Origin of the sequence: Flavobacterium sp. PMTSA4, from assembly GCF_032098525.1 — a bacterium.
Taxonomy (GTDB): domain Bacteria; phylum Bacteroidota; class Bacteroidia; order Flavobacteriales; family Flavobacteriaceae; genus Flavobacterium; species Flavobacterium capsici.
Map to the genome: position 1 here is coordinate 2,824,376 of NZ_CP134890.1, position 15,960 is coordinate 2,840,335.

Below are 15,960 nucleotides of genomic sequence, written 5' to 3' on the forward strand. Positions count from 1 at the left end.
AAAAAACAAGTATGAAAAAAAATTTACTCTTAATTCTGCCAATAATATTATTTACTTTGGTTTCCAATGCTCAAAATCGTATTTGGGATTTTGGAAATGATACAACAAATTGGCCTATAAATTCTGGTTATAATTCAAATGATCCAGCAACTACTACAATAGATGGTTTAACACTTATTTCAGGAGGTTCTACTGTAGGTGCAATTTCTGCTTCTGCAAATACTTTTAGTGATGGATTTACTTCAGTAAATATGATGTCTGTTGGGTCAGCAACAGGTGCTCCAGCACCAACTAAACGAGCATTATCTTTCCCTGTTAATGGACCTTGTACTGTGAAACTTTGGGTGTTTACATCTTCAACAAACAGAAGGGCTTCTATATCTGATGGTACTAATGAGTTAGCTTTTTACCTTTCAGCTTCACCGTCACCTTATAAAACTATTTTGACAGCTGAATATACTGGTGGACCTGGTACTATTTATGTGTATACTAATAATACTATGAATTTTGCCAAACTTTCTGTAAGTGATGGTTCAATGGGAATTAATGATATTGGAACAAAAACAGGACCTATTTTTTATACTAACGAAAATCAAGTTTTTGTTTCAGATGTTAAATCAAATACAGCTATATCAATTTATGCTATTACTGGTGCATTAGTTAAAAGAATAGAGGCAAGTAGTGATACTAGTTTTGAGCTTCAGTCTGGTTTGTGGATAGCTAAAGTTGAATCTGAGGAAGGAACTAAAACAGTAAAATTGTTTGTGAAATAATATTTTCATAAAACATCTGATAATATGTAACTCTTTTTGTAAGGTTTTAAAAATTCAAAAAAGCAATGATGATTTTTAATCGTCATTGCTTTTTTTGTTATAAAATGTTCATGTTGTTGCAGGAAAACTAATAAAATTTCTAAATTTATTTCTTTAAAAATACTTTTGAAAATTTTCTTTCTAAATTCTAAATTCCATTTTTTATATTCATTCGAGAATATTACTTTTGCACATGCAACACAACGTACTTATTTTAGATTTCGGTTCGCAATACACACAACTAATTGCACGCCGCGTTCGCGAATTAAATATATTCTGCGAAATTTTTCCTTTTAATAACATACCTGATGATTTATCTTCTTATAAAGCTGTAATTCTTGGTGGAAGTCCTTATTCTGTTCGCTCGGAAGATGCTTTGAAAATTGACTTGTCAAATATTAGAGGTAAACTGCCTTTACTTGCTGTTTGTTATGGAGCACAATATTTAGCACATTTTTCAGGTGGAGAAGTAGCTGCTTCTAATATTAGAGAATATGGAAGAGCAAATTTAACCTTCATTAAGGAAAATGAATTGTTTTTTGAAAATGTAAATGTGAATTCTCAAGTTTGGATGAGTCACAGTGATACAATTAAACATTTACCAACTAATGGAGTAAAGCTGGCAAGTACAAATGATGTTGAAAATGCAGCTTACAAAATTGAAGGAGAAACAACTTATGCTATTCAATTTCATCCTGAAGTTTATCATTCAATTGATGGAAAACAAATCTTGGAAAACTTTTTAGTTAAAATTGCTGAAGTTCCTCAAAATTTTACTCCAAATGCCTTTGTAGAAGATTGCGTAAAAGAACTTCAAGAAAAAGTGGGTAATGATAAAGTAGTTCTTGGGCTTTCTGGTGGAGTTGATTCAACGGTAGCTGCAGTTTTGTTGCATAAAGCAATAGGTAAAAATCTATATTGTATTTTCGTGAACAATGGATTACTTCGTAAAAATGAATTTGAAAACGTATTGCATCAATACAAAGATATGGGTTTAAATGTTAAAGGAGTTGATGCTTCTGATCGTTTTCTGTCTGCTTTAGCCGACATTGAAGAACCTGAATTAAAAAGAAAAGCTATTGGTAGAGTTTTTATTGAGGTTTTTGATGACGAAGCTCATAAAATTGAAGATGTCAAATGGTTAGCACAAGGAACAATTTATCCAGATGTTATCGAGTCTGTTTCGGTAAAAGGACCAAGTGCTACTATTAAGTCACATCATAATGTTGGAGGTTTGCCTGATTTCATGAAATTACAAATTGTTGAGCCACTTCGAATGTTGTTTAAAGACGAAGTTCGTAGAGTTGGAAAAACACTTAGAATTGATGCAGAACTTTTAGGAAGACATCCATTTCCAGGACCAGGGTTATCGATTAGAATTCTTGGCGCAATTACTCCAGAAAAAGTTCAAATACTTCAAGAAGTTGACGCTGTTTTTATTAATGGACTAAAGGAACATGGTTTATATGATAAAGTATGGCAAGCGGGAGCAATTTTACTTCCAGTAAATAGTGTTGGAGTTATGGGTGATGAACGAACTTACGAAAAAGTTGTAGCGCTAAGAGCTGTCGAATCTACTGATGGAATGACTGCAGATTGGGTTCATTTACCGTATGAATTCTTAATGAAAGTTTCAAACGAAATCATAAATAAAGTAAAAGGTGTCAATAGAGTAGTGTATGACATTAGCTCAAAACCGCCTGCAACTATAGAATGGGAATAGTTTTTGTTAACAATAAATAGTTAATGAAAATAATTGCATTTATCATTGATGTTAAAAAGTTTTACTAACTTTAGACGTTAATTTATTATGATTGAGTATATGAAAAACAGAATTGTTTACTCGTTTATATTATTTTTTTGTTTTACTAGTTTTATAGTAGCCAAACAAGACAAATATATAAAACACACCGTTGGTCAAGGTGAAACTATTACACAAATAGCTCAAAAGTATAAAGTTACTCCTTACGATATCTATAAATTAAATCCCGACTCTCAAAACGGAATTCAATTGAATAGTGTTTTGTTAATTCCTTCAAATGGTTCAGCATTTATTGCTTCCAATACAAAGGCTCAAACAGCAACAAAAGTATCAGCACAAGTTGGTCCAGCAAAAAAAGCAACAACCCATTTGGTGCAACCTAAAGAAACATTATTTAGCTTGTCTAGAATGTATAATGTCTCTGTTGAATCAATTAGAGAAGCCAATGTAGAATTGCTGAAGAACGGTTTGCAAATTGGTCAAAACGTTGTTATTCCAGCTAGTGATGGAACTTCAAGTGTTGTTGCTGAAACAGTGAAGTCAACTCCAAAACAAGAAGTAAAAGAAGCTCCAAAACCAACTCCAAAACCACAGGTAATTTCAACAAATTCAGAAACAAAATATCATGTAATTGCTCCAAAAGAAACAAAGTTTGGAATTTCAAAAATGTATGGAATGACCATTCAAGAATTAGAGCAATTAAACCCAGAAATTGCAAATGGTTTCCCAATTGGTTTGAAACTCGTTGTTTCAGGAAATGTAATACCTCAAAATTCATCGACTCCATCAAAAGCAATCATAGCATCGAATTCCTCGGAATATTCAACTAAAAGATACCTTGAAGAATATGTAGTTCGCCCAAACGAAACAATATATAGTATCTCTAGAGATTATGGGATTTCTGAACAAGAGTTAGTTTATTTGAATCCAGAATTGAAAAAAGCTCTGAAATTAGGGATGATTCTTCGGGTTCCAAAAGGTCAAAAAAAGGAAACAATTGTCAAAGAAAAACTTGATTTAACAAAATCATTAAAAACAGATAAAAAGAAAAATTTGATTATGCTTCTTCCTTTTAATGTGTCAAAAATTCAAGGTGATACAGTAAACTCAACAGAAGCAAGATTAAAAAAAGATAAGTTTTTAAATCTAACACTAGATTTTTATTCTGGTGCTTTGATGGCGATAGATTCTGCAAAAACATTAGGTCTAAACATTGATGTAAAAATATTTGATTCTCAAGAAACAAAAAATTCATCAGGTTTAGGAGAATTGGTTACTGAAAATAATTTTGGAAATGCCGATGCTATTATTGGACCATTTTACCAATCTAATGTGGAGAAATTAGCAGAATGGCTGGGAAATTCTCGAACTCCAATTATTTCTCCATTATCAAAAGAATACGGCAAAAGTTATCCTAACCTATATCAATCGTTACCATCAGAAGATAAAATGCGTAATGCAATGTTTGATTACATGAGAAGTAAAGATGGAAATATAGTTGCAGTAATTGACTCAAAAAAGCAAAGCATTTACGATTATTTTTCTAAGAATCAACCCGATGTCAAAATAATAGGGTTAAGTGAAAAAGGAACTTTAGTTCAGGATAGTTTGTCAATTAGACTTTCTAGAACAAAACTCAATTATGTTGTTTTGGTTACTGAGAAAACCTCTATGATACTGAATTCAACCAATATTATGCAAAAACTAAAAGCTGATTATCAAATTCAGATGGCAATATTGGAATATAATGAAACATTAGATTTTGAAGAAGTAAAACTAGCTAGTTTGACAAATTTGAATATGATGTATCCTTCAATTTCTAAGCCAAATGATAGTGAAACAAATACAAGTTTTGAAAATAGTTATAAAAAGCAAAACAATGTTTTTCCTAATCAATTTGCAGTTCGTGGATTTGATGTGACATTTGATACATTACTTCGCTTATCCCAAGAAAAATCTTTTGAAGAAACAATCCAAACAGCATCAACAGAATATGTTGAAAATAAGTTTGATTACGATCAAACAGAATCTGGTGGTTACAAAAACAATGGGGTTTTCGTATTGTATTATGATACAGATTTAACAATTAAAGTAGCCCAATAATGGCAACATCAAAAATCACTTATCAAGGAGAATTAAGGACAATTTGTATTCATCTTCAGTCAGGAACCGAAATCTTGACTGATGCTCCAATAGATAATCATGGAAAAGGGGAAGCTTTTTCTCCAACTGATTTAGTTGCGACAGCATTAGGAAGTTGTATGGTTTCTATTATGGCTATAAAATCCAAAGATTTACAAGTAGATTTAAAAGATTCAACTATTGAAGTAACAAAAGTAATGCAGGCTGAACCTCGAAAAATTGCAGAAATTATTGTGGTTTTAAATATGTCAATTTCTGCGGATGGTAAAACTAAAACAATTTTAGAAAGAGCAGCAAATACTTGTCCAGTGTTGTTAAGTTTGCATCCAGATATCAAAAAAGAAGTTACTTTTAATTGGAAAGATTAATTTGAATACCCAAGAGCAATTAATCAAATTATCACAAACCAAAATGCCTTATGGCAAATATGAAGGTAAATATTTAATCGATTTGCCTGAATATTATATTGTTTGGTTAAATAATAATCGACTACCAAAAGGTCAACTTGGTGAACAACTTAAACTTATTTATGAATTAAAGTTAAATGGTTTGGAAGAAATTATTCGAACTATAAGAAGCAAATATTCAAAGTAAAAACTCCAAGAAAAAACAATTTCAAAATTGAACCAATTTCTCATTGGCACATTGACTAATTAATCGTATTTTTGCCTCGTTTTTTACAACTACAACAACACAACAACTAAACTAATGAATCAAACAAAATACATTTTTGTTACTGGCGGTGTGACTTCTTCTTTAGGAAAAGGAATCATTGCAGCATCTTTGGCAAAGCTACTACAAGCTAGAGGTTATCGAACGACCATTCAAAAATTTGATCCATACATCAATGTTGATCCAGGAACACTAAATCCTTATGAACACGGTGAATGTTTCGTAACTGATGATGGAGCAGAAACCGATTTGGATTTAGGTCATTACGAACGATTTTTGAATGTGCCAACATCTCAAGCCAACAATGTTACGACTGGAAGAGTTTATCTTTCTGTTATTGAAAAAGAACGTCGTGGTGAGTTTTTAGGCAAAACGGTTCAAGTTGTTCCTCATATTACCAATGAAATCAAAGACAGAATGCAATTGCTTGGAAAATCAGGCGATTTTGATATTGTAATTACAGAAATTGGTGGAACTGTTGGTGATATTGAATCACTACCTTATATAGAATCGGTTCGTCAATTAGTTTGGGAATTAGGCGAAAATAATGGAATTGTAATTCATTTAACATTAGTTCCATATCTTGCTGCTGCGGGTGAGTTAAAAACAAAACCAACGCAACATTCTGTTAAGACTTTGATGGAAAGCGGAATCAAAGCAGATATTTTAGTTTGTAGAACTGAACATGAGTTATCAGATGATTTACGTCAAAAGTTAGCTTTGTTTTGCAATGTAAAACGTGAAGCTGTAATTCAATCTATTGATGCATCAACAATTTATGAAGTGCCAAATTTGATGCTTGAAGAAGGATTGGATGTTGTAGCATTAAAAAAATTAAATCTTTCAGAACAGAATAATCCTGATTTAACTAATTGGAATATATTTTTAGACAGATTAAAAAATCCAAAACATACTGTTAATGTTGGTTTAGTTGGGAAATATGTTGAATTGCAAGATTCTTATAAATCTATTTTGGAAGCTTTTATTCATGCTGGAGCTGCTAATGAAACTAAAGTAAATGTAATTTCTATTCATTCTGAATATTTGGATGCCAATTCGGCAGATAATCAACTTAAAAATCTTGACGGCATACTTGTTGCTCCAGGATTTGGCGAACGTGGAATAGAAGGTAAAATTGAAACTGTTCGTTATGCAAGAGAAAATAATATTCCATTTTTTGGTATTTGTTTAGGAATGCAAATGGCAGTAATTGAATATTCTAGAAATGTTCTTGGATTGAAAGAAGCAAATTCAACAGAAATGAATGAAAACACTCCAAATCCAGTAATTTCTATCATGGAAGAACAAAAAAGCATTACCGATAAAGGCGGAACTATGCGTTTGGGTTCTTGGAAATGTGATTTGGATGGGAATTCATTAGCTTATTCCATTTATAAAAACAAACAAATTCAAGAACGTCATCGTCATAGATATGAGTTCAACAACGAATACAGAAAACAATTAGAAGATAAAGGATTAAAAGCTTCAGGTATAAATCCGGATACTGGTTTGGTAGAAATTATTGAACTTGAAAATCATCCGTTTTTTATTGGAGTTCAATACCATCCTGAATATAAAAGTACAGTTGCTAATCCACATCCAATTTTTGTTAGTTTTGTGGCGGCAATGAAGAAGCATAAAAATAATTAAAAGTAACTGACAAGGTTCAGCATTATTATGGAACAAAAAAGTAAGTTTGATTTAAATTCATTAATTGGTTTTGCTCTAATATTTGTAATTATCCTTTGGATGATGATGAATAACAAAACTTCTGAAGAAAAACAACAAGAAGACAAAGCAAAGCAAGAACAAGTTGATAAAGAAAAGAAAACAGTTCCAGCTGAGACAATCGTTGAAACTTTAAAAGATACTACAGTTGCTGACACTGCAAAAGTTGAAAAACTTAAAACCGTTTTAGGAAGTTTTGCATATTCGGCTACTTTGCCGTCTGCTAAGGATGAAGTTACTACTATCGAAAATGAATTTTTAGTTTTAAAAGTTGCTAATAAAGGTGGTTATGTAAGCGAAGTTACTCTTAAAAACTACAAACGATTTGACAAAAATTCTAACGAATTAGTATCATTAATAAAAAATAACAATTCAAGTTTTAACTTAGAATTAAAAACAAATGATAACCGAATTTTAAATTCAAAAGATTTATACTTTGAACCAACTTTGACAAAAAATGCTGACAGTCAAATTCTTTCGATGAAATTGAAAGCTGGTCCAAATGAATTTTTAGAGTATAAATACGTGTTGAATAACAAAAACTACATGTTAGATTTTGAAATTCAAACGCAAGGTTTAGCAAAAGTTTTGAATACTTCTAAAGCTTCAAATTTAGAATGGGATTTAAAAACGTATCGTAATGAAAAAAGTATTTCTTATGAAAACAGATATGCGGAATTGTATTTTGAACACAAAGACGGAAAAGTTGATTATGCTGGTTTAGGTTCACAGGAAGATGAAAATTTAGAAAACGCTACATTTATTGCTTACAAACAACATTTCTTTTCTTCAATATTATTGTCTGATAAACCGATAGAAGGAGCAAGCGTTCATTCAACCAACTTGGTTAAAGATGAAAAAATTGACACCATTTTTACAAAACAATTTAAATCTATTTTACCATTAGCCTATAAAAATGGAGAGTTAGATTATAAAATGAATTGGTATTTTGGACCAACTGATTACAAAATATTAAATTCATACGACCGAAATATTGAAGATATTGTTCAGTTAGGTTGGGGAATTTTTGGATGGATTAACAAATTCATTTTCGTTCCATTATTTGGGTTTTTAAGTAATTTCATGTCATTGGGAATAGCAATTATAATCTTTACGATTCTAATAAAATTAGCTATGTCGCCAATTACATTTAAGTCGTTTTTGTCGCAAGCAAAGATGAAAGTTTTGCGTCCTGAAATTTCTGAAATTGGTGAAAAATTCAAAAAAGATCCAATGAAAAAACAACAGGAAACAATGAAGTTATATAATACAGCAGGTGTAAATCCTATGGCTGGTTGTATTCCAGCATTGATTCAGATTCCTTTTGTTTATGCATCGTTCCAGTTTTTCCCATCGGCAATCCAGTTGCGTCAACAAAGTTTCCTTTGGGCTGATGATTTGTCTTCATTTGACCAAATTTTCAAGCTGCCATTCAGAATTCCACTTTATGGAGATCACGTTAGTTTGTTCCCAATTTTAGCTGCAATTGCTATTTTCTTTTACATGAAAATGACTTCTGGTGATCAAGCTATGGCACAACCACAACAAGAAGGAATGCCTGATATGGGTAAAATTATGAAAGTGATGATTTATATTTCTCCTTTAATGATGTTGATTTTCTTTAATAGTTATGGTTCAGGTTTGAGTTTATATAACTTTATTTCTAACTTAATTACTATTGGTATTATGTTAGTAATCAAGAAATATTTTATTGATAGCGACAAAATTCATGCTCAAATTCAAGAAAATAAAACAAAGCCTAAAAAAGAAAGTAAGTTCCAAAAGAAAATGCGTGAAATGATGGAACAAGCTGAAGCTCAAAAACAGTTGAATAAGAAAAAATAAAGCATTTTATTTACTAATAAAAGTTCTGTTTTTTGAAGTTAATCTTTATAAAAACAGAACTTTTTTAATTTTAGACATATGAAAGTAGCCATCATTGGATTTGGAAATATGGGTAAAACCTATGCTAATAGTTTTATTAGTTCGAGGTTTATTAAAACTTCTGATATTTATGCATTTGTTAAAGAAAACAATGAAGTTTCAAATCTTGGATTGATTCCTGTTGAGAATTATATTTCATCAGCTTCCGCAATTTTGCATGATTTTGATATAGTTATTCTTTCTGTGAAGCCACAAGATTTTTCAACTGTTGCAAAACAAATCAAACCGTTTCTTAAAGAATCCCAATTGATATTATCGGTTATGGCTGGTGTTACAATTGATACTATTTCCAATGAATTAAATTGTTCAAAAATTGTTCGTTCTATGCCAAATATTCCAACTCAAATCGGACAAGGAATGACAGTTTTTACAGCTTCTTCAACGGTAGATAGAAAAGAGTTGTTTATCATTCAAAATCTAATTAATACTACTGGAAAATCGGTTTATGTTGAAGATGAAAGCCTTATTAATGCTGCAACTGCTATTTCTGGTTCTGGTCCAGCATATGTGTTTTATTTTATGCAAAGCATGATAAATGCAGCTGTTGAACTTGGGTTTAATGAATCAGAAGCCGAATTGTTAGTTAATCAAACTTTTAGAGGTTCAGTATCAATCCAGAATAGTGCTAATTTATCAAACAATGATTGGATTAAAAAAGTTACTTCAAAAGGAGGAACAACCGAAAGTGCTTTATCTGTTTTCGAAAAAAATAATTTGGAGAAAACAATTATCGAAGGAATTTTAGCGGCTAATAAACGAGCTATTGAATTAGGTTCATAAAAAAAGCTCCTTTTTTAGGAGCTTTTTTATCATAGCAATTTATTTATAACATTATGGTAATAATACTTTGTCTAAAACATGAATCACACCATTACTAGCTTGAACATCGGTTGCAATAATGTTACTAACTCTATTGTTGCCATCTGTAATTTTTGCACCACCAGTTAAACCAATTGTAAAATCACCACCAGCTAATGGAGTTACAACCATATTGTCTGTTAAGCTTGATGAAAGTACGTTTCCAGAAACTACGTGATATTGTAAAACGGTTGTTAAAGTAGCAGCAGGAACACCAGCAATTCCACCAGGTTGTAATTCTGCGTCTAATGATGTAAATGCAGCATTAGTTGGCGCAAATACTGTAAATGGTCCCGTACCTGATAAAATAGTTGGAAAATCAGGTTGTCCTGCACCTGTTAAAGCTCCAACTAGTGAAGTAAAATTAGGATTTGCAATAGCATGATTTACAACTGTCGGCAATCCAATTACGTTATCAACTACATGAATAACACCATTTGATGCAAGAATGTTTGCACTAGTTAAAACTACATTTGCACCGCCATTTGATGCACCACCATTAATTTTAACGCCTGAAGTTAAATCAATATACATACTTAATGTATTTGTTGAAGATGCAGTTCCTTTTGCAAGTGTTTTGTAATAACCAGTCATTAATTCTGAACTTGTAAAACCTTCAGCTAAAACATGATTTTTTAATATTTCTGTTAAAATTGGAACAGGTACATCGTTTACAGTTGCATAAGGTGTAGTTGCAAGAAATGCTGTGAAGGCAGCATCAGTAGGAGCAAAAACAGTAAAATCACCGGCTGAGTTGAATGTGTCTACTAAATTAGCTCTTTGTAATGCTTGAACCAAAATACTCAAATTAGCATTGCTTGAAGCAATTTGTGCAATTGTTTGAGGTTGATTGTTGTTGTCATCATCACTACATGATGTCATTGATATTGCGATAGCAAATATCATTAGAGATTTGATTAGATTTTTCATAGTTTTTGTTTTTTTGTTTAATATTTTTATCAAAAGTATGAACAAAATTTGTTTTTAAAAAGCAATTGAATGGTTAAGTTAAACATTTATAAAAAAATTAACAGTTTTGTTTAATCTGAAAATCAGCAAGATAGCTATAAATTCTTTAGTTCACTATGTTTTTGATTATCATTACTATAAAAAAGTTAAACAAAAAAGAATGAAAATAAAAAAAGTGTTTAAATACTTTTTTATCAATTTTTACGTTTATAATATTGCAACAATTAATTAGTTAAATAAAATGCGCTACTTATTATTACTATTGTTATGTAATCTAACTTTTGGTCAAGAAATAAATAAACTTGATGAAAACGGAAAAAAACATGGTTTGTGGAAAGGTGTTCATGAAGAATCAAAAAGACCTCGATATGAAGGAACATTTGAACACGGAAAAGAAGTTGGGATGTTTAAGTTCTTTGATGATACTAAAGCAGGAACTGTTATTGCAACTAGAGAATTCAACCCAAAAGACAATTCGTGTTATACAATTTTTTACAATCAAAAGAAAAATAAAGTTAGCGAAGGAAAAGTTGTTAATAAGCAATTTGAAGGCGAATGGAAATATTATCACGAAGATTTGCCATTAATTATGACTTTAGAATTTTACAGTAATGGTAAATTGAATGGAGTTAGAAAAGTTTTTTATAAAAGTGGAGAACTTGCTGAAGAAACTAATTATAAAGATGGAATTAAAGATGGTGTATCTAAAATTTATTTAGAAAATGGAGTAGTGGTTGAAGAATCAATATATAAGAATGGTGAATATGATGGAAAAGCTATTTTTAGAACTTCGGATAATCAGATTGCTTCGGAAGGAGTTTTTAAGAATGGAAAAAAAGTTGGCATTTGGAAAGTACTTGAAAAAGGTAAATTGAAAGATGTTAATATGAACAAACAAGGCAAGAAATTCCAAAAAAGAGTTAAACCATTAGAACAACAATAAATATTAAAGTAATTTTGCGAAAAATTTTTTTGCTATAAAAATGAAACGAGTTGTTGTTGGACTTTCAGGTGGTGTAGATTCAAGTGTTGCTGCTTATTTATTAAAAGAACAAGGCTATGAAGTTATTGGTCTTTTTATGAAAAATTGGCACGATGATTCGGTTACTATTTCAAATGAATGTCCATGGTTAGAAGACAGCAACGATGCACTTTTAGTTGCAGAAAAACTTGGAATTCCATTTCAAACGGTTGATTTAAGCGAACAATACAAAGAAAGAATCGTTGACTATATGTTCAACGAATACGAACAAGGAAGAACCCCAAATCCTGATGTATTGTGTAATCGCGAAATCAAGTTTGATGTTTTTATGAAAATTGCACTAAGTCTTGGTGCTGATTTTGTTGCTACTGGACATTACTGCAGAAAAGGAACAATTGAAAAAGATGGGAAAGAAATCTATCAATTACTTGCAGGAATCGATGGAAACAAAGACCAATCTTATTTTCTTTGTCAATTATCTCAAGAACAATTATCTAAAGCATTATTCCCAATAGGTGAATTAACAAAACCTGAAGTTAGAGAAATAGCTGCAAAATTAGATTTGGTAACTGCTGAGAAAAGAGATTCACAAGGATTATGTTTTATTGGAAAAGTTCGTTTGCCTGAATTTTTACAACAACAATTGCAGCCTAAAGAAGGTTTGATTTATGAAATCGGTGCAAAAAGTGAAATTTATAACACATCAATCCCTGAATTCAATTCATTAGAAGAACAACTTTTTTTTGAATCAACTTCATTAAAATATACTCCAGAAAATGGTAAAGTTGTCGGGAAACATCAAGGTGCACATTATTTTACAATTGGTCAGCGAAAAGGATTGAATGTAGGTGGAACCAAAGAAGCATTATTTATTATTGCAACTGATGTAAAAAACAATGCAATTTATACTGGTCAAGGACATAATCATCCGGGATTATTTAAAAAAACTTTGAAAGTTCAACCATCAGAAATCCATTGGATAAGAGAAGATTTGAAATTGAAAAATGGAGAATCAATGCAAGTAAAAGCTAGAATTCGTTATAGACAAGAATTGCAGAATGCTACTTTATACCAATTTGAAAGTGGATTATATGTTCAGTTTGATGAACCACAATCTGCAATTACTGAAGGACAATTTGTTGCTTGGAATATTGATGACGAATTAGTTGGTTCGGGAGTAATTTCGTAATTTGGTGCTTTCAATTTAGAAAGCTATGAAAAAAATTCTAATTGTATTTTTACTCTTAACATTTATAAATACGTTTTCTCAAGAAGATGCATGGGTTTATTTTAATGATAAACCGAATGCTCAATCTTTTTTAGATAATCCTTTGACTATGTTAACTCAAAGAGCATTGGATAGAAGGCAAAATCAAGGAATTTCTTTAAATGTAAATGACGCACCTGTTCATCAACCTTATATTGACCAAATTTCTGCATCTCCTGGAATAACGGTAAAAGCACAATCAAAATGGTTGAATTGTGTTCATGTTCGTGGTGAACTTTCAGATATTCAAAATTTAATAAATTTATATTTTGTAAATCATATTAGGTATGCAAATTCATCTCTAAATAATAGAAATTCAATTCAAAATCCATTTCAGCCTATAAATAAACAACTTGATGTACAATCGAATTTCAATTATGGAAATTCTACCAATCAAGTTCAAATGCTAAATGGACAAATTTTGCATCAACAAAATTATACAGGACAAGGTAAAATTATAGCTGTTCTGGATTCAGGATTTATTAATGTAAATTCTACTTCTCCATTTCAAAGATTATTTGACAACAATTTGATTCTTGGAGGTTACAATTATGTTTCACAAAACAATGATGTTTACTCGCTTCACAATCACGGTACAATGACTTTATCATGTATGGGTGGATTTGTTGATGGGCAATTGGTTGGTACTGCACCTGATGCTAGTTATTATCTTTTTGTTACAGAGGATGTTTCTTCTGAAAATCCTGTTGAAGAAAGCTATTGGGTTCAAGCATCTGAAGAAGCCGATAGGTTAGGAGCAGATGTTATTTCAACTTCATTAGGTTATTTTGGATATGATAATCCAAATTACAGTTACATTTATGAAAACATGACAGGAAATTACGCTTTTGCCTCTCAAGGTGCCAATATTGCTTTTAGTAAAGGAATGATAGTTGTTGCTAGCGCAGGAAATTCTGGAGCAACGAGTAATCCACACATTGGAGTTCCAGCAGAGGCAACAAATGTTTTAGCCGTTGGTGCTGTGAAAAATGACGAAACCTATGCCGCTTTTAGTTCCATCGGACCAAGTTTTGACGGTAGAGTAAAACCTGATGTTATGGCACAAGGTCAGCAATCAACAATTGCAAATACTGCAGGAGAAGTTTCTTCGGCTAGTGGTACATCATTTGCATGTCCAATTATGGCTGGAGCAATAACAAGTTTTTGGAGTGCAATTCCTTGGGCTACTAATCAACAAGTTATTAATTTTGTGAAACAATCTGCCGATAGATTTTCAATACCTACTGATCAGTTTGGTTATGGAATACCAGATTTTCAATTGGCATTAAATATGGCACTATTGAATGTTGATGAAAATGCTGAGGTAAGTTTTGTAATCTATCCAAATCCTACCAGTAATAATATTTCAATCATGTTTCCAATTAGCATTGATGAAATTAAAGTTGTTTTTTATAATACATTGGGACAAAAAGTTATTGAAAAAATGATAAGAAAAGAATCTTCAAATATTTCCTTAGAAAATTTATCAAACGGTATTTATTATTATACAATACAATCTGAATCTTTACTACAATCAGGAAAATTAATAAAAAAATAACAGCTTTTAATGAATAGAATTACACAACTTTTCAATATAAAATATCCTATAATTCAAGGAGGGATGATATGGAATAGTGGATATAAATTAGCAAGTGCGGTTAGTAATGCTGGAGGATTAGGTTTAATAGGCGCAGGCTCAATGTATCCTAATGTTTTAAGAGAACATATTCAAAAATGTAAAAAAGCTACAGATAAACCTTTTGGGGTTAATGTTCCGATGTTGTATCCTAATATCGAAGAAATTATTCAAATTATCATTGAGGAGAATGTAAAAATTGTTTTTACATCTGCTGGAAATCCCAAGACATTCACAAGCTTCTTAAAAGAACATGGAATTATTGTTGTTCATGTTGTAAGCAGCTCAAAATTTGCATTAAAGGCACAAGAAGCTGGAGTTGATGCAGTGGTAGCCGAAGGATTTGAAGCTGGAGGACATAATGGTAGAGAAGAAACTACAACATTGACCTTGATTCCTATGGTTAAAGAAAAAATTCAGATTCCTTTAATTGCAGCTGGCGGAATTGCTACCGGTCGTGGAATGTTGGCTGCAATGATTCTTGGTGCTGATGGTGTTCAAATGGGAAGTCGATTTGCGGCATCAATTGAAAGTTCAGCTCACGATGATTTTAAAAAAACAATTATTAATACAGGCGAAGGTGATACACAACTAACTTTAAAAGAATTAGCGCCGGTTCGATTGATTAAAAATAAATTCTATAATGATGTTCAAGAATTATATAAATCTTGTCCATCTAAAGAAGATTTGGAAACTTTATTAGGAAAGCGAAGAGCAAAAAGAGGAATGTTTGAAGGCGATTTAGAAGAAGGTGAACTCGAGATAGGTCAAATTGCAGGAATAATCAATGATATTTCTTCTGTTAAAAATATAATTAGTTCAATTATTATCGAATTTGAGAAGGCAAAATTGGATTTTATTGATTATAAATTTTAATTATTTTTTTGTTTCTTACAAATTAAATCCTGACAAGACTTATTAACAATAAATCGTTTTTTTAAAGAGTTTGTTTTTATTAATAACTTTTTTTCTTTTATACATTTATTTGTAAAATATTGATTTTTAAATAAATATATTGAATTGTCTTTTGTTTTTTTTTTAAATTATTGTTTATTAATTTGTTTATAACATTTTAATAACTGATTTTAAGTAGTTTATATTATACGTAATATAGTAAATGCATTTTTCATGTAAGTTTCAGTATAAAAAGATTTAAATCTTTTGTGTTTTGTGAAAAATAATTAATGC

Annotated in this window: 13 protein-coding genes; 12 read left to right on the plus strand and 1 reads right to left on the minus strand. The window is 30.9% G+C overall.

Annotation, left to right across the window (positions count from 1 at the left end; translation table 11 throughout):
• The first annotated feature begins 11 nt into the window (after positions 1–11).
• From RN605_RS12860 to proC, 8 genes are all read left to right on the plus strand, one after another.
• A complete protein-coding gene (locus RN605_RS12860; protein WP_313325423.1) occupies positions 12–773 on the plus strand; it encodes a T9SS type A sorting domain-containing protein in 762 nt (253 codons plus the stop codon).
• Positions 774–1,005: 232 nt separating this feature from the next.
• Positions 1,006–2,535, plus strand: coding sequence for a glutamine-hydrolyzing GMP synthase (guaA, locus tag RN605_RS12865; RefSeq protein ID WP_313325424.1), 1,530 nt, complete (start codon positions 1,006–1,008; stop codon positions 2,533–2,535).
• A 99-nt stretch (positions 2,536–2,634) separates the two neighbouring features.
• Positions 2,635–4,677, plus strand: a complete 2,043-nt coding sequence (locus tag RN605_RS12870; protein ID WP_313325426.1) for a PBP1 and LysM peptidoglycan-binding domain-containing protein — start codon at positions 2,635–2,637, stop codon at positions 4,675–4,677.
• Positions 4,677–5,084, plus strand: coding sequence for an OsmC family protein (locus RN605_RS12875; RefSeq protein ID WP_313325428.1), 408 nt, complete (start codon positions 4,677–4,679; stop codon positions 5,082–5,084). Before RN605_RS12870 ends, RN605_RS12875 begins: the two co-directional genes overlap by 1 nt.
• A 1-nt stretch (position 5,085) precedes the next feature.
• A complete protein-coding gene (locus tag RN605_RS12880) occupies positions 5,086–5,310 on the plus strand; it encodes a DUF3820 family protein (RefSeq protein WP_394853512.1) in 225 nt (74 codons plus the stop codon).
• Between the two features lie 114 nt (positions 5,311–5,424).
• Positions 5,425–7,038: a CTP synthase gene (locus RN605_RS12885; RefSeq protein ID WP_313325430.1), complete on the plus strand. Its 1,614-nt coding sequence runs from the start codon at positions 5,425–5,427 to the stop codon at positions 7,036–7,038.
• 27 nt (positions 7,039–7,065) lie between these two features.
• The gene (gene yidC, locus RN605_RS12890) at positions 7,066–8,961 is read left to right on the plus strand and encodes a membrane protein insertase YidC (protein ID WP_313325431.1); all 1,896 of its coding nucleotides are present in this window, start codon (positions 7,066–7,068) and stop codon (positions 8,959–8,961) included.
• 78 nt (positions 8,962–9,039) lie between these two features.
• A complete protein-coding gene (proC, locus tag RN605_RS12895; protein ID WP_313325433.1) occupies positions 9,040–9,840 on the plus strand; it encodes a pyrroline-5-carboxylate reductase in 801 nt (266 codons plus the stop codon).
• Positions 9,841–9,891: 51 nt separating this feature from the next.
• On the opposite strand, the gene RN605_RS12900 is transcribed toward proC, so the two are convergent.
• The gene (locus RN605_RS12900) at positions 9,892–10,848 is read right to left on the minus strand and encodes a fasciclin domain-containing protein (RefSeq protein ID WP_313325434.1); all 957 of its coding nucleotides are present in this window, start codon (positions 10,846–10,848) and stop codon (positions 9,892–9,894) included.
• 280 nt (positions 10,849–11,128) lie between these two features.
• Between RN605_RS12900 and RN605_RS12905 the strand changes: the two genes are divergently transcribed.
• From RN605_RS12905 to RN605_RS12920, 4 genes are read left to right on the plus strand one after another with little or no spacing between them, the layout of a single operon-like run.
• Positions 11,129–11,830, plus strand: coding sequence for a toxin-antitoxin system YwqK family antitoxin (locus RN605_RS12905; RefSeq protein ID WP_313325435.1), 702 nt, complete (start codon positions 11,129–11,131; stop codon positions 11,828–11,830).
• A 40-nt stretch (positions 11,831–11,870) separates the two neighbouring features.
• The gene (mnmA, locus tag RN605_RS12910; RefSeq protein ID WP_313325436.1) at positions 11,871–13,058 is read left to right on the plus strand and encodes a tRNA 2-thiouridine(34) synthase MnmA; all 1,188 of its coding nucleotides are present in this window, start codon (positions 11,871–11,873) and stop codon (positions 13,056–13,058) included.
• 25 nt (positions 13,059–13,083) lie between these two features.
• Entirely contained in the window at positions 13,084–14,694 is a 1,611-nt protein-coding gene (locus RN605_RS12915) for a S8 family serine peptidase (protein WP_313325437.1), read from the plus strand.
• Positions 14,695–14,703: 9 nt separating this feature from the next.
• Positions 14,704–15,648 (plus strand): NAD(P)H-dependent flavin oxidoreductase, encoded by a 945-nt coding sequence (locus RN605_RS12920; RefSeq protein WP_313325438.1) that lies wholly within the window; start codon positions 14,704–14,706, stop codon positions 15,646–15,648.
• The last annotated feature ends 312 nt before the right edge of the window (positions 15,649–15,960 follow it).

Coding starts and splice junctions, on each gene's coding strand:
- RN605_RS12860 (WP_313325423.1), top strand. CDS start 12: ATGAAAAAAAATTTACTCTTAATTCTGCCAATAATATTATTTACTTTG.
- guaA (WP_313325424.1), top strand. CDS start 1,006: ATGCAACACAACGTACTTATTTTAGATTTCGGTTCGCAATACACACAA.
- RN605_RS12870 (WP_313325426.1), top strand. CDS start 2,635: ATGAAAAACAGAATTGTTTACTCGTTTATATTATTTTTTTGTTTTACT.
- RN605_RS12875 (WP_313325428.1), top strand. CDS start 4,677: ATGGCAACATCAAAAATCACTTATCAAGGAGAATTAAGGACAATTTGT.
- RN605_RS12885 (WP_313325430.1), top strand. CDS start 5,425: ATGAATCAAACAAAATACATTTTTGTTACTGGCGGTGTGACTTCTTCT.
- yidC (WP_313325431.1), top strand. CDS start 7,066: ATGGAACAAAAAAGTAAGTTTGATTTAAATTCATTAATTGGTTTTGCT.
- proC (WP_313325433.1), top strand. CDS start 9,040: ATGAAAGTAGCCATCATTGGATTTGGAAATATGGGTAAAACCTATGCT.
- RN605_RS12900 (WP_313325434.1), bottom strand. CDS start 10,848: ATGAAAAATCTAATCAAATCTCTAATGATATTTGCTATCGCAATATCA.
- RN605_RS12905 (WP_313325435.1), top strand. CDS start 11,129: ATGCGCTACTTATTATTACTATTGTTATGTAATCTAACTTTTGGTCAA.
- mnmA (WP_313325436.1), top strand. CDS start 11,871: ATGAAACGAGTTGTTGTTGGACTTTCAGGTGGTGTAGATTCAAGTGTT.
- RN605_RS12915 (WP_313325437.1), top strand. CDS start 13,084: ATGAAAAAAATTCTAATTGTATTTTTACTCTTAACATTTATAAATACG.
- RN605_RS12920 (WP_313325438.1), top strand. CDS start 14,704: ATGAATAGAATTACACAACTTTTCAATATAAAATATCCTATAATTCAA.